Source organism: Sinomonas mesophila, assembly GCF_001999765.1.
Lineage (GTDB): Bacteria > Actinomycetota > Actinomycetes > Actinomycetales > Micrococcaceae > Sinomonas > Sinomonas mesophila.
In genome coordinates, this window is sequence record NZ_MTIC01000013.1 from 164,971 (window position 1) to 189,304 (window position 24,334).

Consider the following 24,334-nt stretch of genomic DNA (forward strand, 5'->3'; position numbering starts at 1 on the left):
GACAACCCTACTAGCGCGCGGCGCCCGCGGGGGCATACAGGATGTCCTGGTCCCACAGCGTGAAGCCGAGGCGGCGGTACAGGGCCACCGCGGCCCGGTTGTCCGCATCCGTGTAGAGCATGACCGTCGCGAGGCCCTGCCCGTGCAGGTGGTCGATGCCGTGGAGGGTCAGGGCGCGCCCGAGGCCGCGGCCCTGCGCCTCGGGCACGACGCCGACGGCGTAGACCTCGCCGATGGCCCGGTGCTCGCCGTGGGCCGGGTGGACCTTGGTCCAGTGGAAGCCGAGGATCCTGTCCTCGGGGTCGACGGCGAGGAAGAACCCCGCGGGGTCGAACCAGTCCTCCGCCATGCGGGCCTCGAGGTCGCTGCGGCGCAGCGCCCCCTGCTCGGGGTGGTTCGCGAAGGCGGCCCGGTTGGCCTCGAGCCACGCATCCTCGTCCTGGCCGGGCCGGAAGGGGCGGATCGTCACGCCGTCGGGCAGCGGCCCCTCGGCCTCGTGCGGGTGGCGGACGAGCACCATCTTCCACAGCTGGCGCTCCGCGACGAAGCCGTAGGTGGCGGCCAGCTCGGCGGCCGCCTCATGGTTGCCGTGGGACCAGGCCTTGAGGCCCGTGAAGCCCGCCGCGCCGCGCAGCTCGCGGACCGCCTCGACGAGCCGCATGCCCACGCCCTGGTTGCGGTAGTTCGGGTGCACGGCCAGCTCGGCCACCCCGGAGCCGTCGGGGGCGAAGGCGATCGCGGCGAGCCCCGCGAGGTCCTCCGGTGCGGAGGACCCCGCGGTGTCGTCGAGCGCGTGGACGGCGACCGTGAGCAGCTCCTCGGAGCGGGTCTGCGGCGAGCGCATGAGGACAGTGGTCTGCTCCGAGAGGGAGGGGTTGCCGTCAGAGTCCTCGGCGGCCGCGAGGAGGTCGCGGATCTCGGACCAGAGGGCCTGCGGGACGCGGCCCTCGACGACGGTGGCGGGCCAGTCCTGCGGGTATGCGCTCGTCATGAACGCAAGGCTAGCGAATGACGGTGGGATTGGAGCGGGCGCGGTGCCGAGATGTCGTTTTTGACCCCCGCGGCGACCTCCTGTAATGTCATGGTCCTGCCGCGGCAGCGCGGCACGAGGGGGATCCACCAGTGGGGTGGCTTCGATACGTTCGACCCGTATGTCCTCCACCCTTTGCGAGGGCCCCGCACGGCGACCAGTACAGCGCGTGCGGGGCCCTCGCCGTCGTCCGCGCCCCTCTCGACGGCGCCCCACCGGGCATCCCGCGCCGCCTGTACAGACAGGACGAGCCCCGGACGCCATCTGTTGCCAAGTGTTTCCCGTAAGTTCACCCGCGATCGGCCCCGAGGCCAGCAATAGGGCGGATCCGCACTTGTACGCTCAGGGCCATGACCTCTGAGACCGGTGCGCCGCCTCCCCTGCACCGCCAGCTCGAGGCGGAGATCCGCGCCCGGATCGCCTCGGGTCGGTGGCGCCCCGGGACGAGCCTTCCGAGCGAGGCGTCGCTGAGCACGGAGTTCGGCGTGTCCCGCGGCACCGTGCGGCAGGCGCTCACGGGCCTGCGCGACGAGGGGCTCCTCTTCGGCGGGCGGGGCCGGCGCCCGATCGTGCGCTCGGGGGCCAAGAGCCAGCCGTTCTCGACCTTCCTGTCCTTCACCGAATGGGCCCGCAGCCAGGGGCTCAACCCCGGACAGCGCACCCTCGAGGTCGCGCGCCGGGAGGCGGGCGCGGAGGCGTGCTGCGCCCTCGGGCTCTCCGACGGAACGCAGGTCGTGGACATCCTCCGGCTGCGCCTGCTCGACGGCGAGCCGGCCATGCTCGAGCGCAGCTCGTTCGTGCTCGACGTCGGGAGGCTCATCTTCGACTTCGACGCGGAGTCCGGGTCCATCTTCGAGTTCCTCGGCCGTCGCGGCGTGGCCCTCGACAGGGCCCATCACACGATCGACGCAGTGGCGGCCTCGACCGCGGACGCGCAGCTGCTCGGGATCCAGGGCGGCTCGCCGCTCCTGCGCGAGCGGAGGACGACGTACGACACGAGCGGGCGCCCCGTCGAGTACTCCGATGACCGCTACCTTCCGACGCTGACCAACTTCAGCATCGAGAACCGCGTCGGCCGGGCCGCGCCGCTCGTGCGGCACAGGCCGAGCTGAGCTCGTCAGACGTCGCTGAGCTCATCCTCGCTCAGCCGTGTCAGCGTGAGCCGGTAGCCGACGTTCCGCACCGTGCCGATGAGTCCCTCGTGGTCCGGGCCGAGCTTGGCCCGGAGGCGGCGGACGTGCACGTCGACGGTCCGCGTGCCGCCGTAGTAGTCGTAGCCCCACACCTCCGTGAGCAGCTGCTGGCGGGTGAACACCCGGCCGGGGTGCTGAGCGAGGTACTTGAGCAGCTCGAACTCCTTGAACGTCAGGTTCAGGGCCTCGCCGTTGACCTTGGCCGTGTAGCTCGCCTCGTCGATCACGACGCCGGCCGCCCGGATCTCCGTCTCGGGCTCCTCCGCCGCCGCGGTCCGGGAGATCGCGAGCCGGACGCGCGCCTCGACTTCGGCAGGCCCCGCCGAGTCGAGGATGATGTCGTCCACGCTCCACGCGGACGAGACGGCGGCCATGCCGCCCTCGGTCAGGATGAGGATGAGCGGCGCGCCCAGGCCGGTGGCCCTCAGGAGCTGCGTGAGGGACCGGGAGCCGACGAGGTCCTTGCGCGCGTCGAGGAAGATGACGTCGCACGGCTCGGCGTCGAGCAGGGCCGTCGGCTCCGCCGGCAGGATGTGGACACGGTGATTGAGCAGCTCGAGCGCAGGGAGGACGTCGACCGACGAGCCCTGGGCGTTCGTCAGCAGCAGGATGTGCGACACGGTTCCTCCCGAGGATCTGGCTGCACGACGTCGGGCAGAGGTACCTTTGAAAGCCGATTATAGGCGGCGCCAGCCCGAAGCCGTCGGATGTGTCACGCCCATCGAGTCGCAGCCCCAGCTCCCATGAGGCAGGATGGCACTGTGATGGAGACGGCACGGTGACTGGGGGACGCAACGCCGACCACGACGGGGGCGGCCACCGGGTGAAGCCCTGGGTCGGGTCGGTCTCATCGGGGGCCATCGCCGTCGCCGGCACGTCCGCCGTCGTCGCGGCGAGCTGGGGCGGCCCGCTCGTCCAGCTCGTGGCCGTCGCCGTCGTGGCCGTCGCCGTCGGCTTCGGCTGGCCGCACTTCCTCGGCATCCCCGCAAAGAAGACGAACAGCGCGGTGATCGCCGGCGCCGGCATCGCCTCGGCCGCCGCCGCGGCGCTCGTCCCCGGGCCCGAGTATCTCGTGTGGACGCCCCTCGCGGTCGGGGTGGGCGTCATGGCGGTCACGGTCGTGCAGCTGATTCGCGGGACGGGCCAGAGCCACCGGCTCGAGTCGGTCTTCGGGGCGGGCGCGGGCGTGTTCCTGTGCAGCCTCGGCGCCGGCTGGATCGCGACGGCCCGGCTCACCGGCGCGGGGTCCATGCTCCTCGTGGCGGGCATCAGCACCGTGGTCGCCCTCCTCGTGGGCATGATCCGCTGGCCGGACACGCTCGTCGCGCCGCTCGCGATCGCGTTCGCGGGCCTCGCGGCGCCCCTCGCGGGGCTCGTCCTCGGGGACGTCGCCGTCGTCCCCGCCGCCGTCGCGGGACTGGCCATCGGCGCGGTGCTCGCCGCCTTCCGCCGGCTCAACAGCATGCGCCCCTCGCGGCTCGCGCCGCCGGGCCTCGTGGCCCTGGGCCTCGCGCCGGCGTTCGCCGTGGGCGCGCTCGCCTACTTCCTGGACCGGATGCTCGTCCCCTGAGGCCGGGCCTGCCGACCCGGGCCTCATAGGCGTCCCTGTGGCAGCCGTCACGGACAGGCGCGGGGGGCGAGGCGCTACGATGACGCTATGAGCGTTGTTGCCTTCGAGATCTTCTTCCTTGTCCTCCTCGCCGTCGCCGGCATCTCCATGGCGTGGTTCGCCGGCCTCGTCGTCTGGAAGCTGTTCAAGGGCCAGCGCTGAGGCTGGTTCCCACCCACCACGTGAGCGAGGCCTGAAGGAAGCACTGTGCCGATTGAGATCCCGTCCGGTCTGACCCCCGAGCTCGTCCCGCTGTCGTGGCTGATCGGGGAGTGGGAAGGGCGGGGCCGCCTCGGCGCCGGCGAGGCCGGCGACGAGCATTTCGTCCAGCGGGCCGTGTTCGCCCACAGCGGCTTCCCCTACCTGACCTACACCGCGGAGAGCTGGCTCGCCGACGAGCAGGGCAACAGGATCCGCCCGCTCTCGACCGAGACCGGCTTCTGGCAGCTCGACCGCCCGCTCACCGACGCTGACGGCGGCCCGGGCCTCGTCCCCGCGGATATCGTCCCGGCGTACACGTCGGCCGAGCAGGTCGAGTCCCTGCGCAACGTCCAGGACGCCTTCGACCTCGCCGTCACGATCCTGCACCCGGGCAGCATCGCCGAGCTCTACTACGGCCAGATCAAGGGCCCGCAGATCGAGCTCTCGACCGACGCCGTGCTCCGCGGCGCCCACTCGCGCGACTACAAGGCGGCGACCCGGATCTTCGGCCTCGTCAACGGCGACCTCTTCTGGCGCTGGGACGCGGCCCTCGGCGGCAACGCCCTCGCCCCGCACGCCTCGGCGATCCTGCGCCGTGTCTCAGCCCCGGCCGCGGACCAGCCGCCCGCCGAGGGCGGGGACTCCCACTGAGGGAATCACCGAGGGAGTGAACCGACGCCCGCGCGCGTTGACACAGATATGACCTACGCATCCCCACTGCTCAGCCGCCTCGGCGCCGTCGCGGACGGCGGGCCCGACGCGGGCGTCGCCGCGCACTACGGCGATCCCGTGCGCGAGCAGCGCGAGCTCGCCGCCGGGCGGGCCGCCGTCGACCTCTCCCACCGCGGCGTCGTGACCGTGGCCGGCCCGGACCGGCTCACATGGCTCACGACCCTCTCCTCGCAGCAGGTCTCCGGCCTGCGCCCCGGCGAGTCGAGCGAGCTGCTCCTGCTCAGCATCCAGGGCCGGATCGAGTACGACGCGCGGATCGTGGACGACGGCGAGTGCGCGTGGCTGCTCGTCGAGCCGGCCGAGGCCGAGGGGCTCGCGGCTTGGCTCACGTCGATGAAGTTCATGCTCCGCGTCGAGGTCGAGGACGCCTCGGCCCGCTGGGCGGTGCTCGCCGCGACGCGCCGGCTCGACGCCCTCGCCCCGTTCGGCCCGGGTGGCACTGGCGGCGCCCAGCTCGTCTGGGAGGACCCGTGGCCGCACGTGGCCCCGGGCGGCACGAGCTACGCGGCCGTCGAGGACGCGCGCCACCCTGGGCTCGAGCGGCCGTGGTTCGAGCACGTCGTCGAGCTGTCCCGCCTCGAGGAGGCCGCGGACGCGCTCGCGGCCGACGGCGTGGGGCTTGCGGGCGCGATGGCCGCCGAGGCGCTGCGCATCGCCGCGTGGCGTCCGCGCTGGGGCACCGAGACGGACGAGCGCACGATCCCGCACGAGCTCGACCTCCTGCGCACCGCCGTGCACCTGGCCAAGGGCTGCTACAAGGGCCAGGAGACGATCGCCCGCGTGCACAACCTCGGCCACCCGCCGCGGCGGCTGACCCTCCTCCAGCTCGACGGGTCAACGCACACGCTCCCCGCCGCGGGCAGCAGCGTCTACGCCGCCGGCGCCGGCCCGGACACGGGGGCCAAGCCCGTGGGCCGCGTGACGTCCGCGGCCCTGCACTGGGAGATGGGGCCGATCGCCCTCGCCGTCCTCAAGCGCAGCACCGACCCCGCGGCGCCGCTCACGGTCGTGGGCGAGGCTGAGGGTGAGGCGTATGCCGCGTCGCAGGAGGTTATCGTTGCCCCGGAGGCCGGCGCCGCCGTCGCCCGCCCGACAGGATTCCTGAGGAGGAACGCATGAGCGAGCACGCGCACGGCCAGCAGGCCCGGGACGCGCAGAACGACGCCGCCCCGGACGAGGACGTCGTCGCCCTCGCCGGGAAGCTCTTCGACGCGGCCCGCGCCGGGGACGAGGCGGTGCTGCGCGCGTACCTCGCGGCCGGCGCGCCGGCGTCGCTCGCCAACCAGTCCGGCGACACGCTCATCATGCTCGCCGCGTACCACGGCCACGCAGGCGCCGTCCGCCTCCTCGGCGAGCACGGCGCCGATGCGAACGCCGCCAACGACCGCGGCCAGACCCCGCTCGCCGGCGCGGTGTTCAAGGGCTACGCCGAGGTCGCCGAGGCCCTCCTGGCCCTCGGCGCGGACCCCGACGCCGGGGCCCCGACCGCCCGCGAGGCGGCGCAGATGTTCGGCCGCGCGGAGATCCTCGGCCTCTTCGGCACCGCCCGCTAGCCGACCCCGGGCCGCGCCTCCCACCCGCATGGGGAGAACTCCCCGCGGGCTGGGTCTCCCACCGACGCTGGGGTAACCTCGTGGGTGCCGGCGCGCCTGATGACGACAGTCTGAGGACAGGGCGCCGGCCAGCACAGACCGCAGGGAACTGGGCCGCTGCCACTGTGCCATGGGTGGGGCGTGTTCCGCGAGGGGAACGGGAGAATCAGAGTGCGTCGAGCCGGGGGGTTGCTGCGCCGCCATGCCGCGAAGGCGATCACGGGGACCGCGATGTCCCTTGTCGCGGCGGTCCTTGTGGCCGCGGCGATCTTCTACCCGGGCTTCCGCTCCGTCTCCGCCGAGCTCAATGACGGCGGTGTGTGGGTCACCAACGGCTCGATGAACATGGTGGGCCACCTCAACTTCTCCTCCAAGATCCTCGACAGCGGGCTCGCCGCGCGCTCGTCGAGCTTCGACGTCGTCCAGCAGGGCCGGTCCGTCGCGGTCCAGGACAAGGGCGTCGGGACCCTGAGCCCGGTCGACGCCGCGGAGGTCCGCCTCACCGCCGACCTGTCGTTCGGCGGCAGCAGCGCGGCGGCGTTCGGCACGACGACGGCGGCCCTCGCCGATCCGGGCAGGGGACGCCTGTGGGCGCTCGGCCTCGACAGCCTCACGGGCTTCAACCCCGAGACCACCGAGCCGACGGTCGAGGACGTGCCCGGCGTCGTTGCGACGGTGACCACGGAGAACGAGGTCGTGGGCGTCTCCCCGGCCCGCGCCGAGATCGTCCGCGTGCCGGAGGGCGGCGAGCCGCGCTTTACGAAGGTCGACGGCCTGAGCACCTCCGCGAAGGTCCAGCTCGCGGCGGTCGGGGGCGACGCCGTCGTCCTCGACGCCGGCTCCGGGACCCTGTTCCTGCCCGGCGGCGGCCGCGTCCAGCGCGACGTGTTCCGCAGCGCGCAGCTCCAGGAGAGCGGGCCCGACGCCGACGCGGTGGCGGTCGGAACGGCCGAGGGCGTCGCGCTCGTGCCGCTCGGCGGCGGCGAGCCCCGCGTGCTCCAGGCGGCGGGTGGGCGCGAGGGCCTGCCCGCGCGGCCCGTCCAGCAGAACGGATGCGTGTACGGCGCGTGGGCCGGCACGGGCGTCTACCTGCGCGCGTGCGGCTCGGGCGCCCCGGAGCTCAAGGACATCCCCTCCGTGCGGCCCGACTCCGAGCTCGTGTTCCGCACGAACCGCGACCTCGTGGTGCTCAACGACGTCCGCGGCGGCAACGTCTGGCTCGTGACCGACCAGATGCAGCTCGTGAACAACTGGCAGGAAATCGTCCCCCAGAAGCAGACCAAGACGGGGGAGCAGGAGGATTCCGCGGAGGTCATGCTCCAGAAGGAGCTTCCCGACCGCAGCGAGGAGAACAAGCCGCCGACCGCGATGCCGGACGACTTCGGCGTCCGGCCGGGCCGCACGGTCATCCTGCCCGTGCTCCTGAACGACACCGATCCCGACGGCGACGTGCTCTCCGTCCGCGCGATCGGCGCTGCCCCGCGCCTCGGGCAGGTGCAGACGATCTTCAACGGCGCGGCCCTCCAGATCGTGGTCGGCGCGGAGGCCACCGGAACCGAGCCGTTCGACTACGAGGTCTCGGACGGGCGCGGGGGGACCGCGACCGCGCGCGTGAACCTCACCGTCCGCGAGGACACCGCGAACGTGGCGCCGCGCCAGGTGCGGGTCAACACGATCGCCGTCGAGCAGGGCACCTCGGTCTCCCAGAACGTCCTCGGCGACTTCGTCGACCCGGACGGCGACGAGGTCTTCCTCGCCGGGGTGAGCACGGCGGGCGACGGCGACTCCGTCCGCTTCCAGACGGACGGCACCGTGATCTTCCAGGACGGCGGGAAGACGGTCGGCAGGAAGGAGATCACGGTCCGCGTCTCCGACGGGCGGGACGTGGCCGAGGCGACGATCCGCGTCGACTCCCGCCCCCGGGGCACGCTGCCCCCGCAGACGACCCCGGACCACGTCCGCACGGGCACGGGCGAGCCCATCGTCGTCTCGCCGCTCGCGAACGACATCGACCCCTCGGGCGCCGGGCTGCGCCTGCTCAAGGTCGAGCCCGTGCCGGGCCTCGACGTCGTCATGAACTCCGAGGACGGCACGTTCTCGGCGACGGCGGCCGAGCCCAAGGTCTACTACGCTGTCTACCTCGCGTCGAACGGCGCCGCGACGGCCCAGGGGCTCGTGCGCATCGACATCGAGCCACGGATGCAGGACTCGGGTGCGCCCGTGGCCGTGCGCGACGTCGCGCTCCTGCCCGCGGGCGGTAACGTCCTCGTGGACCCGCTCGCGAACGACACGGACCCGGCCGGTGGAGTGCTCGTGGTCCAGTCGATCTCGCTCCCGCAGGGCGCGCCCGTGACCGTCTCGATCATCAACCACGCCGTCCTGCGCATCACGGACACCCGCGGGCTCAAGGAGCCGCTCTCGATCGGGTACGTCATCTCGAACGGGGACAGGACCGCGAGCTCGACCGTCACGGTCACCCCGGTCCCGGCCCCCGAGAAGCTCGAGCCGCCGGTCGCGAAGAACGACGAGGTCGTCGTGCGGGCGGGGGACACCGTGACCATCCCGGTGCTGGGGAACGACTCGCACCCGAACAACGTCCCGATCACGCTCGATCCCGAGCTCGTCGAGGTCCCGGATTCCGCCATGGGGCACCTCTTCGTGGACCAGGAGACGCTGCGCTTCTCGGCGGGGCAGAATGCCGGGACCGTGTACGGGATCTACCAGGTCGTCGACCCGGCCGGGCAGAAGGATTCGGCCAAGGTCTCCATCACGATCCGCGCCGCGGACCCGACGCAGAACGCCCAGCCCGTGCCGAAGAACCTCACGGCCCGCCTTCTCGCCGGGCACACGGCCAAGGTCGCCGTGCCGCTCGACGGCGTCGACCCGGACGGCGACTCCGTGACGATCACGGGCATCGAGAAGGCGCCCGCCCTCGGCACCGCGATCGTCAAGGACGGCTACATCGAGTACAGCGCCGCGAACAACGCCAGCGGCAAGGACACCTTCACCTACGTCGTGGAGGACAGGTTCGGGGGCCGCGGCATCGCGACGGTCATGGTCGGCGTCGCCGCCGCGCCGAACTCGAACCAGAAGCCGATCGCGGGCGACGACACGGTCTCGGTCCGGCCGGGCCGGCCCGTCTCCGTCGACGTGCTCGCGAACGACACCGACCCGGACGGGGATACCGTGCGCCTCGTCGGCGACGGCTTCGACATCCCCGAGGGCGCCGAGGCGCGGGTGGACGAGGGCCGCGTCGTCGTCACCGCCCCCCAGCGGGCCGGGACCGCGACCGTGCGCTACACGATCGACGACGGGCGCGGCGGCCGCGCCGTGGGCAGCATCGTCGTCGAGGTCACCCCGGAGGCCGAGCTCAAGGCGCCGATCGCGCGCGACGACCGGGTCAACGCCATGGACGTCGCGGGCAAGACGACGTTCCAGGTTGACGTCCTCAAGAACGACGAGGACCCGGACGGCGTCGCGGCCGACCTCTCGGTCTCCGTGCCGCAGAGCGCGGCCGACGCCGGGACGACCGTGAGCGGACGGACCGTCACTGTCGCGCTCGCGCAGGAGCCGCAGGTCATCCCGTACACGGTCACCGACGTGGACGGACTCACGGCGACCGCGATCCTCTGGGTCCCCGGACTGCGCGACCAGCGGCCCGTCCTCAAGACCCTCGACCCGGCCAAGGCCAAGGCAGGCGAGGCGCTCGAGCTCCGGCTCTCGGACTACGTCGCCGTCCGGCCCGGCAAGACCCCGCGGATCACGACCGAGGGGGCCGTGACCGCCGTGGCCTCGGACGGCAGCCCGCTCGTCAAGGACGCCGGCACGCTCCGCTACACCGCGCTGCGCGAGTACGGCGGCCTCGCCTCGATCACGTTCGAGGTCACCGACGGCTCCGGCCCGGACGACCCGGACGGGCTCAGGAGCGTCCTGACGGTCCCGATCGAGGTCGAGCCGACGGCCGACAAGCCGAACACGCCGCCGACCTTCGCCACGAGCACCCTCGAGATGGCCCAGGGCGAGGACACCGCCCAGCTCGACCTCCGGGCCGCGACGAGCGATCCGGACCCGGGCGACATCGACCGGATGACATTCCGGCTGACCTCCGAGACACCTCCGGGCATGCAGGTCAGCCTCGACGGCTCGGTCCTCAAGGCCAAGGCCGACGGCGCCGCGAAGGGCTCGGGCGGGCAGGTCTCGGTCGAGGTCGACGACGGGCGCGGCAAGGTCTCCGGTGCCGTGGCCCTGCGGGTCGTGGGCTCGACGCGGCCCCTCGCCCTCGCCAACCCGGACGCGGTGCCCGAGGCCAAGGCGGGCGAGCCCGCGGACATCCCGGTGCTCGCCAACGACGCGAATCCGTTCCCCGGGACCCCGCTCAAGCTCCTGAGCGCGTCCACCGCGGGCGGCGGCTCGGCCCGGGTCGACGGCGACCGCGTCGTCGTGACCCCGAGCTCCGGCTTCCACGGCCAGCTCACCGGCTCCTACCGCGTCCAGGACGCGACGGGCGACCCCGACCGCGAGGTCGAGGGAAGCTTCACCGTCATCGTGCGGGACCGGCCGGACGCCCCCAGCGCCCCCGTCGTCGACAGCATGGCGAGCCGCCAGGTCGTCCTGCACTGGGCGCCGCCGGCCACCAACGGCGCGGAGATCACGGGCTACAGGGTGCTCTTCAACGGCGGCAGCCAGCCGTGCCCGACCAACACGTGCACGATCACCGGCCTGACCAACGGCACGCAGTACACGTTCACGGTCGTCGCGGTGAACGCCGTCGGGGAGTCGGCGCCGAGCCCCGCCTCGGCCCCGGTGACGCCGGACGCGAAGCCCGCCCAGCCCGCGCCGCCCCAGCTCACGCGCGGGGACAAGAGCATCAGCCTCGTCTGGACCCCGCCGGCCAACGAGGGCACGCCGATCACGAACTACACGATCGAGCTGTCCTCGTCCCAGGGCCTGACGCAGAAGACGGTCGGCAACGTCACGTCCCTCACGTGGGACGGGCTCACGAACGGCGTCGAGTACCGGGCCCGCATCCAGGCCAAGAACGGCGCCAAGGATCCGTCCGACTGGTCCGGGCTCTCCGCGGCGGCCAAGCCCGCCGGCGCGCCGTTCGCGCCGTCCGCCCCCACGGCGACGCGCACGACCTCGGCCGTCAACGGCGGCGTCGTCGACGTCGCGTGGGCCTCGGAGCCGCTCAAGAACAACGGCGACCCGGTCACGGGGTACGTGGTGAAGGTCTACCGCAACGGCGCCTTCGAGAAGCAGACGCCGCGCACCACGGCCACGTCCCAGCAGGTCACGGGTCTGGACAACGCGAGCACGTATACGTTCTCGCTCGTCTCCTACAACACAGTGGGCGCGTCCCCCGAGGGGGCGCGGAGCAACGGCGTCGTGCCCTACGGCAAGCCCGGGGCGCCGACGAACCTGACCGCGAGGCCGACCAACACGTCCAACGCGGGCCAGCAGGTGCAGCTGGACTTCACGGCGCCGGCCAGCAACGGAGACGCGATCTCCGGCTACCAGTACTCCGTCAACGGCGGCACGTGGCAGAGCCTGTCCTCGAACAGGGTCGTGGGCGGGCTCACGAACGGCACGCAGTACAGCTTCACCGTCCGCGCCGTGAACTCGGCGGGCCCCGGGCCTGCCAGCAACGCCGACTCGGCCAACCCGTACGGCCAGCCCAGGAACCCGGTCGTGAGCGCCAGCCAGGACGGCATCCGCGTCCAGATGCAGTGGAACACCGGCGCGAACGGCGGCTACGACAACGGCCGCGAGAGCGTGGTCACGGTCGCGATCGACGGGAACCAGGTGGCGAACGACGGCGCGGCGACCGTGGGCGACGGCCCGGACCAGGCGCACTCGATCAGGGTCACGGCCTGCGTCAAGGGCGAGCCGACGAACTGCTCGACCAACTCCGCCTCGGCCCGGACCGCGTCCCCGAGCGCGAACCTCGCGAAGGGCGCACTGACCCAGGGGGCGTCGGGGTGCCCGTCGAACAACTGCTACTGGTTCGATGTCACGGGCCGGAACTTCCACCCCAACGCGACGGTCACGGTCAAGTGCTGGAACGACGGCGGATCCCCGCACGTCTTCGCCCAGTACACGGACCAGACTGACGCGAACGGGTACTTCCGCAACGCGAACGACTGCTACCTCGGCAAGGACTCGAACAACTACTGGAACAACGGCTGGGTGACGGTCGACGACGGCAGAGGCGGCACCGCGAGATCGAACAACAACACGTGGTAGCCGGGGAACGGCGGGGAGGCGAGGAACCCGCCCGCGGGAGGACCGCCGTCGTCCGCGGCCACCGCCCGGAGGCGATGGAGCGCCCGTGGCCGGCGCTGTGGTCCCTCGTCCTCGGGTTCTTCATGATCCTCGTCGACTCGACCATCGTCTCGGTCGCGAATCCGGCCATCATGCGCGGGCTCGGGGCGGACGTCAACGCCGTCATCTGGGTCACGAGCTCGTACCTGCTCTCGTATGCGGTGCCGCTGCTCATCACCGGCCGCCTCGGCGACCGCTTCGGCCCCAAGGCCATGTACCTCACGGGCCTCGTGATCTTCACGCTCTCGTCGCTGTGGTGCGGGCTCGCGGGGAGCATCGGCATGCTCATCGCGGCCCGGGCAGCGCAGGGCCTCGGCGCGGCGCTCATGACGCCGCAGACCATGGCTGTCATCACGCGCATCTTCCCCCCGGACCGGCGCGGCGCCGCGATGGCGCTGTGGGGTGCGACGGCCGGCGTGGCGATGCTGGTGGGCCCGATCCTCGGCGGGCTCCTCGTGGACGGGCTCGGCTGGGAGTGGATCTTCTTCGTGAACGTGCCGCTCGGGATCGTCGCGTTCGCGGCGGCGTCCCGGTTCGTGCCCCGGCTCGCGACGCACCCGCACCGGTTCGACCTGCTCGGCGTCGTGCTCAGCGCGGTCGGCATGTTCCTCATCGTGTTCGGCATCCAGGAGGGGCAGACCTACGCGTGGGGCAGCATCGCCGGGCCCGTCACGGTCTGGGGAGTGATCGCGGCCGGCGTCGTGGTCATGGCCGCGTTCGTCTGGTGGCAGCGCCGCACGCGCGGCGAGCCGCTCCTGCCCCTGGGCCTGTTCCGGGACCGCAACTTCTCGCTCGCGACCCTCGGGATGTCGACCGTGGGCTTCACCGTGACCTCGTTCGGCCTGCCCACGATCTTCTACTACCAGCTCGTGCGCGGCATGACGCCGACGCAGTCGGCGCTCATGATGGTCCCCATGGCCCTGCTCTCGGGCGGCCTCGCGCCGCTCGGCGGGCGGGTCGTCGACAGGGGGCATGCCAAGGCCATGAACATCGCGGGCCTCGCGCTCTTCGCGCTCGGGCTCGTCCTGTACGCCGTGCTCCTGACGCCGGACACGCCGATCTGGCTGCTCCTGATCCCGAGCGGCGTCGTGGGCCTGGCCAACATCGGCATCTGGGGCCCGCTCGCGACGCTCGCCACACGGGGCCTCCCGCCGCACCAGGCAGGGGCCGGCTCGGGCGTCTACAACACGACCCGGCAGGTCGGCGCCGTGCTCGGCAGCGCCGCCATCGCGGCGCTCATGCAGGCCAGACTCGCGGCGGAGCTGCCCGCGCTCGGCTCCGGCGCTCCCGCGGGGGAGTACGCGGGCGGCACGCTTCCCGCCGAGCTCCATGCGGGCTTCGCTGCGGCGATGGCCCAGTCGGTGCTCCTGCCAGCCGGGGTCCTCGCCGTGGGCCTCGTGGTTGCCTTCTTCTTCCTGCGCGTGGCCCCCGCGGGCACGCCGGACTGCCCGGACGACGCAGCCCCCTAGCCACGCGGGCTCGGCCCCTGTGGACCGCGCGGACCGCCTGCACCATGCCGCTGCGGCCCGCGCGGTTTGGCGCCCGTCTGGCACCGGTCTCGTTGCGAGGCCGGTGCCTCCCTGCGAGACCGGGGTGTTCCCGACCGGTCTCGCAGGGAAGCACCGGTGTCCGCCGAGACCGGTCCTTGCCACCCGGTGGTCCGAGCCGCCACGTGCGAGGGTGCGGCGTGCGTCAGGGACGCCAAGGGCCCGACCTCGGCGTTTCCAGGGCCCCCATTTCGGCAGTCTGGGCCCCCATTTCGGCGCCCCAAGCCCCCATTTCGGCGTCCCAGGCCCCCATTTCGGCGTCCCAGGCCCCCATCTCGGCGATCAGGGGCCGTGGGCCAGGCCGACTGAGGCGATCCTGCCCGACGGCGTGATCCCCAGCCCGTCCGCGAGCCGCAGCCCGGCGATCTGGTGCGAGGCCACGTTGACCTGCACGATGAGCCCCTCCGCAAGCGCCTCGTGGATCGCCACGGCGGCGATGAACTTGCCCAGTCCGTGGTGCCGATGGACCGGGGCCACGAGCACGCCAAGGTCCGCGAGCAGCCCCTCGAACTCGGCGTACGCCGCGCAGGCGGCTGGCCCGTCGTCGAGCATGAGGGTGAAGCGGTGCTCGCGCCGCGAGATCTGCGCCGACGCGGCGTCGTCCGGCGGGCAGCGCATCTCGAGCTCGATCGCCTCGGGCGCCGCGCGGGAGATCTCCGGCTCGGTGCCCGGCTGGTCGAGCGGGAGGTAGTCGGCGAAGCCGAGGACGCCGGAGCGGAGCCCGTGCGCGCCGGCCCCGACGAGGCGCAGGAGCGCTCCGCCGGCGAGCAGGTCGTCGTCCGGCAGGTCCGCCCCGGCCTCGACGAGCGGCGTGGGGCCGCACAGGGCCAGCTGTCCGAAGAGCTCGACGGCGACCAGCTCGCCCGCGCTGTCGCGGCACCCGAGAAGGCGCCCGCCGTCGTCCGAGAAGCTCAGGTCCGGCAGCCCGAGCCGGCGCGCCCACGCGAGCCGGACCACGTCCCGGCTCCCCTCGTGGAAGGTCAAGACCATGCGCTCCTCGCCTCCCGGCTCAGCCGAAGAGGACTGCCGCCTCGTCGTAGCGGTGCTGCGGGACGGTCTTGAGCCGGCCGAGCGCGGCGTCGAAGCCCACGTGGGCGATCTCGGTGCCGTTGAGCGAGACCATCGTGCCCCAGCGGCCCTCGACCACGGAGTCGATGGCCGCCATCCCGAGGCGCGTCGCGAGGACGCGGTCGAACGCCGTCGGGACGCCGCCGCGCTGGATGTGGCCGAGGATCGTGGCCCGCGTCTCGATGCCCGTGCGGGTCTCGATCTCGGGGGCGAGCTGCTCGGCGATGCCCCCGAGCCGGGGGCGGCCGAAGGTGTCGAGGCCGCGCTCGGAGTGCGGGGCGGCCATGCCCTCGAGCACGAAGCCCTCGGCGACGACGACGACGGGAGCGCGACCGCGGTCGTGGGCCATCTTGACCCACTCGACGATCTGGTCGATGCCCACCTTCTGCTCGGGGATGAGGATCGCGTGGGCGCCCGCGGCCATGCCCGCGTGCAGCGCGATCCAGCCGACGTGGCGGCCCATGACCTCGGCGATCATGCAGCGGTGGTGCGACTCGCCGGTCGTGCGGAGCCGGTCGATCGCCTCCGTGGCGATCTCGACGGCGGTGTCGAAGCCGAAGGTGTAGTCCGTGGCGTCGAGGTCGTTGTCGACCGTCTTGGGAACGCCTACGATCTTGAGGCCCGCGTCCGTGAGGCGCTTCGCTGCGGCCAGCGTGCCCTCGCCGCCGATCGCGATCATCGCCTCGATGCCGAGCCGCTCCATGTGGGCCTTGATGACCTCGGGGCCGCCGCCGGCCTCGAACGGGTTGGTCCGGGAGGTGCCGAGGATCGTGCCGCCCTGCTTCGCGATGCCGCGCACCATCGTGCGCGGGAGGTCGACGATGTCGCCCTCGACCACGCCCCGCCAGCCGTCGCGGAATCCGACGAACGACTGGCCGTGGACGGCGATGCCCTTGAGCACGGCGCCGCGGATGACGGCGTTGAGTCCTGGGCAGTCGCCGCCGGAGGTGAGGATGCCGATCTTCATGGAGGCCCTTTTCGGTTGGCGGCCGCCCCGCGTCGGAAGGTCAGAAGGGGGATGGCGACGTATGGCGCGGCCGGAACGTGTGATTCAGGAGCGCCTCATTGAGCCCACCGGACATTGTAGTCACGCCCGCCGCGGATCGTGACGCAGAGCACAGTTGCATGACGCGCCAGGCGGCTCACGACGGCGGGCGCCCGCCGGGCGCTGGGGCCCTCGCCGGGCCCTGGCCTCACCCCTCGGGAAGGGCCCCCGATCCTTGCGGATCGGGGGCCCTCACGGTGCCGCTCAGACTGCTGGCCCCTTTGGCCCCTGGGGATCCGAGGGGCCCCGGCCGAGGCTGCGCCGGCGCAGGACGTCCTCGAGGATGATCCGCCCGTCCTGGTTCGGGATGAGGATCCACGCCGCGAGGTAGGCGAGGACCGCGGGCCCTGGCAGGAGGCACAGGAGCAAGAACCCGATGCGGACGAACGCGACGTCCACGTTTGCCTTGGCCGCGAGGCCGGCCAGGACCCCTCCGAGGAGCCGGCGCGGTCCGCGCCTCAGGCCGCTCGAGCGGATGGCATTGAAGAACGTGTCCATGGGTCCTCCTGAAGTCTCACTCGGCTGTGCTCACTTACGTTGCGGTGGGCGTGGCACCGGACCCTGAGGCACCGCCGTCCGCTCCCTGCGCGCCGCCCGCGGGGACCCCGCCGTCGGCCGCGCTGCGGCGACGCCGCCCCGCGGCGATCAGGCCTCCCACGACGAGGCCGAGCCCCGCGAGGAGCATGACGCCGGCCGCTGCATACCCCGGTTCCACGTGCAGCCAGCCTAGCCGGTCCGCCAGAATAAGGGCCCCCACGGCCATGACGACTGCCCCCCAGACGATCGTGCCCACGGCGGGGCCCTGCTTCTCGGCCACGGGCCCGTAGTCCTGCGTGCTCATGTCACTTCTCCTCTTCGATGTGGACGCTGCTCAGGGAAGCGTCGAGTTCCAGCACGAGGGTCGCGCCCGGGCGGTCGGCGTTGTACGTCTGGGTCTCGTGCTGCGAGAGGCCGGCGACCGTGCGAGGACCCAGCCGGACCTCGGACATGCTCGCGTCGGCCCTGACCTCGACCGGGATGTCCTTCGGGATCTCGATCCCGACGGAGCTCAGTGCGACGTCCACCCGCACCGTCTCGTCCGCGGCCAGCGGCCCCGCGTTGTCGAGGGCTGACAGGTCGAGGGTGCCCTCCGACGCTGAGATCCGGTAGCCGTCCGAGGCCTCGGCGATGGTTGCCGGGGCGTAGGCCACGCGGGACGGCCCGCGCGTGTCGGCGAACCTGCTGACGCCCTGGGCGATCCCTGCCGAGACGATGGCCACGATCGCGAAGAGGGTCAGGATGCCGGCAGTGCGACCGCGCAGCCCCGCCACGACGATCCCGAGGCCCAGGGCGATCGCCGCGATCGCCCAGATCCCGCCGGCCGTGCCCGCGGTCTGGATGCCGGCCCGGTCGAGGGCCAGCAGCGTCCCCGCGATGAGCGCCGTGAGGCCGACGACGACGGCCACGTACGCTCCGCCTGGCCCGCGCCGCCGGGGGACGGGCGGGGGAGGCGGGACGGGGGCCGGCGTCGGGACCGGGACGCCGTAGGAGGGCGGCGGCGGGACGGGCGCGCCGCCTGGCGCGCCTGGGGTGCCGCCCGGGGGCATGGCGTACGACGGCGCGCCAGTCGCCTTCGCGTAGAACGCGTCGCCGGGCGCGGGGGCCGCGCCCGCCAGGGCCCTGCGTCGGCGGGATGCCCGCACGATGCCGTATACGGCGAAGACGACGACGGCGACCCAGAAGAGTCCCCAGAACGCCCCGCCCACGCCGCGCTCGCCGAACCAGAAGCCGGCCCGGGCGCCGCCGAGGCCCAGGATCGTCACGAGGACGCCGCCGGTCATGCCCGCCGTCCAGCGCCCGCGCCCCGCCTCCTGGACGTGGATCCGCCCGTCAGGCTCGGGCAGCAGGAGCCAGGCGAGGCCGTAGGCGAGGACGCCGACGCCGAGGAACAGCGCGGCGACGATGAAGAGGCCGCGGATGAGGATCGGATCGACGCCCCAGCGGTACGCGAGCCCGCTCGAGACGCCGCCGAGCCAGCGGTCGCCGCCGCGCACGACGCCGAGGCCGCGGATCCAGCCGAAGAAGTCGCTCTGGCGAGGCGCGCCGGGCATCGGGCCGGGCTGGGGCCCGGGAACCGGGCCGGGCTGGGGCCCGGGAACCGGGCCGGCCTGGGGCCCTGTGGCCGGTTCGGGATGGTCGGGATGGTCGGGATCAGGGTGCTGTGTGCTCATGCGTCCATCGTGTCGCCGCGCGCCCCCGCGCACCCATGGGGGGAACCCCTGAACGGACCCTGAGTGGACCCGGGGAAGCGCCCGGGAACGCCCCTGAGGAGGGCGAAAGGTGCTTGGATTGAGGGCATGAACACCGTGCCCGCGCGCCCGCCGCTCGTCCGGGGCGAGGACCGCCTCATCGCGGGCGTGTGCTCGGGCCTCGCCCGGCACCTCGGGCTCCGCGTGGACGCGGTGCGGTGGGTCATGGCCGCAGCCTCGATCCTCGGCGGCGCCGGCCTCGTCTTCTACGCGTGGCTCTGGATCATGGTGCCCACCGCGGCGGAGGCGGCCAAGCGCGCCGCCCGCCGCCCGGCGTCGGCCATCGCGCCGGCCGTGAGCGCTGTCCCCGACCCCGGCCCCCCGGCCCGGCAGCGCGCCGTCCCGCGCTACGCGCGCGAGATCCTGCTCGGGCTCGTCCTGCTGCTCGGCGCGTTCGTGCTCGGGGGCAGCCTCGTCGGCGTCGACGTCCCCGTGGACACCGTCGTCCCCATCGCGGCGATCCTCGGCGGCGTCGCGCTGGCGTGGATGCAGCTGGACGAGGCGCGGCGCGAGCGGCTCGTCCGCGGAGCGGGCACCGAGCGCTGGACGGGCTGGCTGCGTCTCGGCGCGGGCCTGGCCCTCGTCGTCGCCGGCGTCACGCTCGCGGTCTCGGGCAGCCAGTGGAACCTGCTCGGCACGGCACTGCTCGCGTCCTTCGCGGTCCTCGCTGGGGTGGCCCTCGTGCTCCTGCCCTGGGGCCTCACCTTCTGGCGCGAGTACGGGGCGGAGCGTGCCGCCCGGGTGCGCGAGGAGGAGCGCGCCGAGATCGCCGCGCACCTGCACGACTCGGTCCTCCAGACCCTCGCCCTCATCCAGCGCCGCGCGGGCAGCGAGGCCGACGTGACGCGCCTGGCGAGGGCGCAGGAGCGCGAGCTGCGCGAGTGGCTCTATCGCGACTCGCGAGCCTCGGGCGGCTCGTTCGAGGACCGGCTCACGGCGCTCGCGGCCGAGGTCGAGGGGGCCGTCGGCGCGCCGATCGACGTCGTCCTCGTGGGCGAGGCGCGGGACGGCGAGAACGGGGGGCGGGAGCGCCGGGACGCGTACGAGGCCCTGCTCCAGGCCTCGCGCGAGGCCATGCTCAACGCTGCCCGGCACGGCGGCGGCGGGCCCGTCTCGGTCTACGCCGAGTCGCGCGGCGGCACGGTCGAGGTCTTCGTGCGCGACCGCGGGCCGGGCTTCGACCTCGACGACGTCCCCGCGGACAGGCTCGGCGTCCGCGAGTCCATCATCGGCCGCATGCGCCGCCATGGGGGCGAGGCAGCCATCGCGAGCGGTCCCGGCGGCACCGAGGTGCGGCTGCGGCTGCCCGGAACGGAGGAGACATGACGACCCACGAGCACGCCGCCGCTGCGCCCTCCGGGGCGGCCGGCCCCGTCACCGTCGTGATCGTCGACGACCACACGATCTTCCGCTCGGGCCTCAAGGCCGACCTCGACGAGCGCGTCGCCGTCGTGGGCGAGGCCGGGACGGTGGAGGACGCCGTCGCCGTCATCGACTCCGCGCGGCCCCAGGTCGTGCTGCTCGACGTGCACCTGCCCGGCGGCCTCGGCGGCGGTGGGCGGGAGGTGCTGACGCGCTCGGCGGCGCTGCTGGGCCAGGTGCGGTTCCTCGCCCTGAGCGTCTCGGACGCCGCGGAGGACGTCGTCTCGGTGATCCGCGCGGGCGCCCGCGGCTACGTCACCAAGACGGCCTCGGGCCCCGAGATCACCGACGCCGTGCTGCGTGTGGCCGGGGGCGACGCCGTGTTCTCCCCCCGGCTCGCCGGCTTCGTCCTCGACGCGTTCGGGACCGCGGCGGTCGCGGACGTCGCCGACGACGAGCTCGACCGGCTCTCGGCGCGCGAGCTCGACGTCATGCGCCTCATCGCGCGCGGCTACACGTACCGGGAGGCAGCGAAGGAGCTGTTCATCTCGGTCAAGACCGTCGAGACGCACGTGTCCGCGGTGCTGCGCAAGCTCCAGCTCACCAACCGGCACGAGCTCTCGCGCTGGGCGGCGGACCGGAAGATCTGGTAGCCCGCCCACTCCCGCACCGAAAGAGGGCGACCGCTCCGCTGCCGTCGTCCTGGAAGGCCGGGACGACGGCAGCGAAAGCGGTCGATGAGGGCTGCGGCTACTTGGCCGTGCCCAGGAACTCGGCCAGGCGGCCGACGCCCTCGGCGAGGTCCTCGTCCCCGAGCGCGTAGGAGAGGCGCACATAGCCGCTCGGGCCGAACGCCTCGCCGGGGACGATCGCGACCTCGACCTTGTCCAGGATGAGCGCCGCGAGCTCGGCGGACGTCGCCGGGCGGACCCCGCCCAGCTCGCGGCCGAGGAGGCCGCGGACGTCGGCGTACGCGTAGAAGGCGCCGTGCGGCGTCGGGCAGTCGACGCCGTCGATCGCGTTGAGCGCCGAGACCATCGCCTTGCGCCGGCGGTCGAAGGCGACCTTCATCTCCTCGACGACGTCCAGCGGGCCGGAAACGGCGGCGAGCGCGGCGATCTGCGAGACGTTGGCGACGTTGCTCGTCGCGTGCGACTGGAGATTGGTCGCGGCCTTGATGACGTCGGCCGGGCCGATCATCCAGCCCACGCGCCAGCCCGTCATGGCGTAGGTCTTGGCGACGCCGTTGAGGATCACGACGCGGTCGCCGAGCTCGGGTGCGGCCGTCGCGATCGAGGTGAACGGCACGCCGTCGTACGTCAGGTGCTCGTAGATCTCGTCGGTGATGACCCACAGGCCCTTCGAGGCGGCCCACTGGCCGATCTCCTTGACCTGCTCAGGCGCGTAGACCGCGCCCGTCGGGTTGGACGGCGAGACGAAGAGCAGGATCTTCGTGCGCGGCGTGAGCGCGGCCTCGAGCTGGTCGACCGTGACGAGGTAGCCCTGCTCGGGGCCGGCGAAGACCTCGACGGGGACGCCGCCGGCGAGGCGGATCGCCTCGGGGTACGTGGTCCAGTACGGCGTGGGCACGATGACCTCGTCGCCCGGGTCGAGGAGGGTCGCGAAGGAGTTGTAGACCGCCTGCTTGCCGCCGTTGGTCACGAGCACCTGGCTCGCGGCGGCCTCGTAGCCGGAGTCGCGCAGGGTCTTCTTGGCGATCGCCTCGCGCAGCTCGGGCAGGCCCGCGGCGGGGGAGTAGCGGTGGTACTTCGGCTGCCGCGCGGCGTCGACGGCGGCGTCGACGATGTACGAGGGGGTGGCGAAATCCGGCTCCCCGGCGCCGAAGCCGATCACCGGACGGCCCGCCGCCTTGAGGGCCTTCGCCTTCGCATCAACGGCCAGGGTGGCGGATTCGGCAATGGATCCGATGCGCTGGGAGACACGCGCGGAGGTCATGGGTGGTCCTGTCTGTGGTGGGGGTGGCGCTGACCCTCCTACTCTAGGCGCTCGCGCGCGGGAGCCGGGGCTGGCGGAGCCCGGTTCGACGTCGGGCCTGAATATGCGTAGACTGGATCCTCGGTATCGGGAACCGCGAGAGTGCCCCGTGCTGGGGATTTCCGGCGTCCTGACGGACAACGGCGGTGCGCACCGCTGCTGACGGATCCTTGGTATGGTGGTCCAGCGGCAAATCCGCACCGAAGGGTAGTGGCGCAATTGGTAGCGCAGCGGTCTCCAAAACCGCAGGTTGCAGGTTCGAGTCCTGTCTGCCCTGCGCAGGGAACGGCCCGGCTAGTCCGGGCCATTCCAGCACCCACAGAACGGATCCGGCGGGGAAGTCCTGCGGGCGAGACGGATGAGCGAGGAATCGGTGACCGAAACAGCTGCGAGCAGCTCTCCGGGCCGGCCCAAGCAGGCCAGGAAGCTCGGCTTCTTCGGCCGCATCGCCCTCTTCATCCGCCAGGTGGTCGGCGAGCTCCGCAAGGTCGTGACGCCGACCCGCCAGGAGCTGCTCACGTACACGATCGTGGTGCTGGCGTTCGTGGCGGTCGTGATGGTGATCGTCTTCGCCCTCGACTTCGTCTTCGGCCTCGGTGTCGGGTGGGTCTTCGGGGGCGAGTCCGCCGACAGGTAGCCGGGGTCCGCAGACCGTGCCCGAGGCGCTGGGAGAACCGGCGCCCGGGGCAGGGTGTGCGGATGACGCATTTAAGTCGCATTGAGGAAAGCAGGAGACGAAGTGTCTGAGCACGAGCTCGAGGAACGCGGTACCGAGCAGGAGGAGACGGAAGCTCCGACTGCCGACTTCGGCGACTCCGCCCACTTCGGCGACTCTGCCGACGACTCCGACCAGGGCGCCTTCGAGCCGGCGTTCTCCGATGCGGATGCCGCTGGCGAGTCCGGCGAGGAGGAGGACGCTGAGGGCCCTGTGGACTCTGCGGATTCCGGGTTCGACGCCACCGACTACGACGCCGAGGCCGACGCCGCCGCCGAGGCGGGCGCGCCGTCGGACGCGGCCGCCGAGCACGCGCTCGACCCCGCCGCCGCCGCTGAGGAGTTCAAGGCCAAGCTGCGCCGCCAGCCCGGCGACTGGTATGTCATCCACTCCTACGCCGGCTACGAGAACCGCGTGAAGGCGAACCTCGAGACCCGCATCCAGACGCTGGACATGGAAGACTACATCTTCGAGATCCAGGTCCCGATGGAGGAAGTCGTCGAGATCAAGAACGCCCAGCGCAAGATCGTGAACCGGGTCCGCATCCCGGGCTACGTGCTCGTGCGCATGGACCTCACGGACGCCTCGTGGGGTGCCGTCCGCCACACCCCGGGCGTCACGGGCTTCGTGGGCAACGCCCACAACCCCGTCCCGCTGACCCTCGACGAGGTCTTCTCGATGCTCGCCCCGGTGTTCGAGCAGGAGCAGGCCGCCGAGGCCAAGGCCGCGGGCAAGGCCGGCCAGAAGGCCGCCGCCGCGCCGGTCAACGTCGACTTCGAGGTCGGCGAGTCGGTCATCGTCAAGGAGGGCCCGTTCGAGACCCTCCCGGCCACGATCTCTGAGATCAAGCCCGAATCCCAGACCCTCGTGGTCCTCGTGTCGATCTTCGAGCGCGAGACCCCCGTGACCCTCGCGTTCAACCAGGTCTCCAAGATCTAAGGGCGCGGAAGCGCACAACACAAGGCGCAGAACACAGCGCAGAAAACCGAAGACTTCGCCCCGGGACCGGTCGCTTTGCCGGGCCCGGGGCGGCCGACTGCCTCGCCAGGGCAGTCATCACCTGGGCGGCGCTCCTGCTGCCCAGGAAGCACTGGAAAGAAGGACCTACATTGGCTCCCAAGAAGAAGGTCACCGGCCTGATCAAGCTGCAGATCCAGGCAGGTGCCGCCAACCCGGCCCCGCCGATCGGCCCTGCGCTCGGTCAGCACGGCGTCAACATCATGGAGTTCTGCAAGGCGTACAACGCCGCGACGGAATCCCAGCGTGGCAACGTCATCCCCGTGGAGATCACGGTCTACGAGGACCGCTCCTTCACGTTCATCACCAAGACCCCGCCGGCCGCCGAGCTCATCAAGAAGGCCGCGGGCGTGCAGAAGGGCTCCGCGACCCCGCACACCGTGAAGGTCGCCAAGCTCACCGACGCGCAGGTCGAGGAGATCGCCAAGACCAAGCTTGAGGACCTCAACGCGAACGACGTCGAGGCCGCGAAGAAGATCATCGCCGGTACTGCCCGCTCGATGGGCATCACCGTCGAGGGCTAAGCCCTCACCCCCCAACTGAACAAGAACGACGCCGGCGATCCCGCCGTCGTCCGTGGCAGGGCCGAGCGCGGCCCACATGACCACAACTGCACAAG

General features: G+C 72.6%; 20 protein-coding genes and 1 tRNA gene. 13 read left to right on the top strand and 8 right to left on the bottom strand.

Translation table 11 applies throughout. The annotated features are described in order from the left end of the window. Positions 1 to 10: 10 nt before the first annotated feature. Positions 11 to 991, bottom strand: a complete 981-nt coding sequence (gene mshD, locus BV907_RS15335; RefSeq protein WP_077490604.1) for a mycothiol synthase — start codon at positions 989 to 991, stop codon at positions 11 to 13. Between the two features lie 389 nt (positions 992 to 1,380). Between mshD and BV907_RS15340 the strand changes: the two genes are divergently transcribed. Then, positions 1,381 to 2,142 (top strand): GntR family transcriptional regulator, encoded by a 762-nt coding sequence (locus BV907_RS15340; RefSeq protein ID WP_077490605.1) that lies wholly within the window; start codon positions 1,381 to 1,383, stop codon positions 2,140 to 2,142. A 5-nt stretch (positions 2,143 to 2,147) separates the two neighbouring features. Here BV907_RS15340 and BV907_RS15345 read toward each other — a convergent pair whose 3' ends face one another. Then, the gene (locus tag BV907_RS15345) at positions 2,148 to 2,843 is read right to left on the bottom strand and encodes a winged helix-turn-helix transcriptional regulator (protein ID WP_077490606.1); all 696 of its coding nucleotides are present in this window, start codon (positions 2,841 to 2,843) and stop codon (positions 2,148 to 2,150) included. Positions 2,844 to 3,001: 158 nt separating this feature from the next. Here BV907_RS15345 and BV907_RS15350 point away from each other — a divergent pair, with 158 nt between their 5' ends. The 6 genes from BV907_RS15350 (at position 3,002) to BV907_RS15375 (ending at position 14,147) form a co-directional block, all read left to right on the top strand. Continuing rightward, on the top strand, positions 3,002 to 3,793 hold the full coding sequence (locus tag BV907_RS15350; RefSeq protein ID WP_245828016.1) for a permease: 792 nt from the start codon (positions 3,002 to 3,004) through the stop codon (positions 3,791 to 3,793). Between the two features lie 246 nt (positions 3,794 to 4,039). Next, positions 4,040 to 4,684 carry a nitrobindin family protein gene (locus tag BV907_RS15355; RefSeq protein WP_077490607.1) on the top strand — a complete coding sequence of 215 codons (645 nt, stop codon included), beginning with the start codon at positions 4,040 to 4,042 and terminating at the stop codon, positions 4,682 to 4,684. A 48-nt stretch (positions 4,685 to 4,732) separates the two neighbouring features. Next, a complete protein-coding gene (ygfZ, locus tag BV907_RS15360) occupies positions 4,733 to 5,884 on the top strand; it encodes a CAF17-like 4Fe-4S cluster assembly/insertion protein YgfZ (protein ID WP_077490608.1) in 1,152 nt (383 codons plus the stop codon). Continuing rightward, positions 5,881 to 6,318 carry an ankyrin repeat domain-containing protein gene (locus BV907_RS15365; protein WP_077490609.1) on the top strand — a complete coding sequence of 146 codons (438 nt, stop codon included), beginning with the start codon at positions 5,881 to 5,883 and terminating at the stop codon, positions 6,316 to 6,318. Before ygfZ ends, BV907_RS15365 begins: the two co-directional genes overlap by 4 nt. 210 nt (positions 6,319 to 6,528) lie before the next feature. Then, the gene (locus tag BV907_RS15370) at positions 6,529 to 12,600 is read left to right on the top strand and encodes an Ig-like domain-containing protein (protein ID WP_139346813.1); all 6,072 of its coding nucleotides are present in this window, start codon (positions 6,529 to 6,531) and stop codon (positions 12,598 to 12,600) included. Between the two features lie 74 nt (positions 12,601 to 12,674). Next, complete coding sequence (locus BV907_RS15375) at positions 12,675 to 14,147, top strand: DHA2 family efflux MFS transporter permease subunit (RefSeq protein ID WP_077490611.1); 1,473 nt, start codon at positions 12,675 to 12,677, stop codon at positions 14,145 to 14,147. 360 nt (positions 14,148 to 14,507) lie between these two features. On the opposite strand, the gene BV907_RS15380 is transcribed toward BV907_RS15375, so the two are convergent. From BV907_RS15380 to BV907_RS15400, 5 genes are all read right to left on the bottom strand, one after another. Next, positions 14,508 to 15,209, bottom strand: a complete 702-nt coding sequence (locus BV907_RS15380; RefSeq protein ID WP_139346814.1) for a GNAT family N-acetyltransferase — start codon at positions 15,207 to 15,209, stop codon at positions 14,508 to 14,510. 25 nt (positions 15,210 to 15,234) lie between these two features. Beyond that, a complete protein-coding gene (locus tag BV907_RS15385) occupies positions 15,235 to 16,260 on the bottom strand; it encodes an ATP-dependent 6-phosphofructokinase (protein ID WP_077490613.1) in 1,026 nt (341 codons plus the stop codon). Positions 16,261 to 16,542: 282 nt separating this feature from the next. Then, on the bottom strand, positions 16,543 to 16,836 hold the full coding sequence (locus BV907_RS15390; RefSeq protein ID WP_077490614.1) for a PspC domain-containing protein: 294 nt from the start codon (positions 16,834 to 16,836) through the stop codon (positions 16,543 to 16,545). 34 nt (positions 16,837 to 16,870) lie between these two features. Further along, a complete protein-coding gene (locus BV907_RS15395; protein ID WP_077490615.1) occupies positions 16,871 to 17,179 on the bottom strand; it encodes a hypothetical protein in 309 nt (102 codons plus the stop codon). A gap of 1 nt (position 17,180) precedes the next feature. Next, positions 17,181 to 18,548, bottom strand: coding sequence for a PspC domain-containing protein (locus BV907_RS15400; RefSeq protein ID WP_139346815.1), 1,368 nt, complete (start codon positions 18,546 to 18,548; stop codon positions 17,181 to 17,183). Between the two features lie 126 nt (positions 18,549 to 18,674). Between BV907_RS15400 and BV907_RS15405 the strand changes: the two genes are divergently transcribed. Both BV907_RS15405 and BV907_RS15410 read left to right on the top strand, forming a co-directional pair. After that, positions 18,675 to 19,952, top strand: coding sequence for an ATP-binding protein (locus tag BV907_RS15405; protein ID WP_077490617.1), 1,278 nt, complete (start codon positions 18,675 to 18,677; stop codon positions 19,950 to 19,952). After that, on the top strand, positions 19,949 to 20,641 hold the full coding sequence (locus tag BV907_RS15410) for a LuxR C-terminal-related transcriptional regulator (protein WP_077490618.1): 693 nt from the start codon (positions 19,949 to 19,951) through the stop codon (positions 20,639 to 20,641). Before BV907_RS15405 ends, BV907_RS15410 begins: the two co-directional genes overlap by 4 nt. Before the next feature lie 97 nt (positions 20,642 to 20,738). Here BV907_RS15410 and BV907_RS15415 read toward each other — a convergent pair whose 3' ends face one another. After that, a complete protein-coding gene (locus tag BV907_RS15415; protein ID WP_077490619.1) occupies positions 20,739 to 21,944 on the bottom strand; it encodes a pyridoxal phosphate-dependent aminotransferase in 1,206 nt (401 codons plus the stop codon). Positions 21,945 to 22,187: 243 nt separating this feature from the next. Here BV907_RS15415 and BV907_RS15420 point away from each other — a divergent pair. The 4 genes from BV907_RS15420 (at position 22,188) to rplK (ending at position 24,239) form a co-directional block, all read left to right on the top strand. Continuing rightward, positions 22,188 to 22,260 (top strand) — tRNA-Trp (locus BV907_RS15420). Between the two features lie 81 nt (positions 22,261 to 22,341). After that, positions 22,342 to 22,620 carry a preprotein translocase subunit SecE gene (gene secE, locus BV907_RS15425; RefSeq protein WP_077490620.1) on the top strand — a complete coding sequence of 93 codons (279 nt, stop codon included), beginning with the start codon at positions 22,342 to 22,344 and terminating at the stop codon, positions 22,618 to 22,620. A gap of 102 nt (positions 22,621 to 22,722) precedes the next feature. Further along, positions 22,723 to 23,637: a transcription termination/antitermination protein NusG gene (gene nusG / locus BV907_RS15430; protein WP_077490621.1), complete on the top strand. Its 915-nt coding sequence runs from the start codon at positions 22,723 to 22,725 to the stop codon at positions 23,635 to 23,637. A gap of 170 nt (positions 23,638 to 23,807) precedes the next feature. Continuing rightward, entirely contained in the window at positions 23,808 to 24,239 is a 432-nt protein-coding gene (rplK, locus tag BV907_RS15435) for a 50S ribosomal protein L11 (RefSeq protein WP_077490622.1), read from the top strand. Positions 24,240 to 24,334 lie beyond the last annotated feature (95 nt).

What these genes read in the sequence shown, in the direction of transcription:
- BV907_RS15410 (WP_077490618.1), top strand. Translation starts at nt 19,949, where the DNA reads ATGACGACCCACGAGCACGCCGCCGCTGCGCCCTCCGGGGCGGCCGGC.
- BV907_RS15405 (WP_077490617.1), top strand. Translation starts at nt 18,675, where the DNA reads ATGAACACCGTGCCCGCGCGCCCGCCGCTCGTCCGGGGCGAGGACCGC.
- BV907_RS15395 (WP_077490615.1), bottom strand. Translation starts at nt 17,179, where the DNA reads ATGAGCACGCAGGACTACGGGCCCGTGGCCGAGAAGCAGGGCCCCGCC.
- secE (WP_077490620.1), top strand. Translation starts at nt 22,342, where the DNA reads ATGAGCGAGGAATCGGTGACCGAAACAGCTGCGAGCAGCTCTCCGGGC.
- BV907_RS15385 (WP_077490613.1), bottom strand. Translation starts at nt 16,260, where the DNA reads ATGAAGATCGGCATCCTCACCTCCGGCGGCGACTGCCCAGGACTCAAC.
- BV907_RS15365 (WP_077490609.1), top strand. Translation starts at nt 5,881, where the DNA reads ATGAGCGAGCACGCGCACGGCCAGCAGGCCCGGGACGCGCAGAACGAC.
- BV907_RS15340 (WP_077490605.1), top strand. Translation starts at nt 1,381, where the DNA reads ATGACCTCTGAGACCGGTGCGCCGCCTCCCCTGCACCGCCAGCTCGAG.
- BV907_RS15375 (WP_077490611.1), top strand. Translation starts at nt 12,675, where the DNA reads ATGGAGCGCCCGTGGCCGGCGCTGTGGTCCCTCGTCCTCGGGTTCTTC.
- BV907_RS15390 (WP_077490614.1), bottom strand. Translation starts at nt 16,836, where the DNA reads ATGGACACGTTCTTCAATGCCATCCGCTCGAGCGGCCTGAGGCGCGGA.
- BV907_RS15415 (WP_077490619.1), bottom strand. Translation starts at nt 21,944, where the DNA reads ATGACCTCCGCGCGTGTCTCCCAGCGCATCGGATCCATTGCCGAATCC.
- BV907_RS15400 (WP_139346815.1), bottom strand. Translation starts at nt 18,548, where the DNA reads ATGAGCACACAGCACCCTGATCCCGACCATCCCGACCATCCCGAACCG.
- ygfZ (WP_077490608.1), top strand. Translation starts at nt 4,733, where the DNA reads ATGACCTACGCATCCCCACTGCTCAGCCGCCTCGGCGCCGTCGCGGAC.
- mshD (WP_077490604.1), bottom strand. Translation starts at nt 991, where the DNA reads ATGACGAGCGCATACCCGCAGGACTGGCCCGCCACCGTCGTCGAGGGC.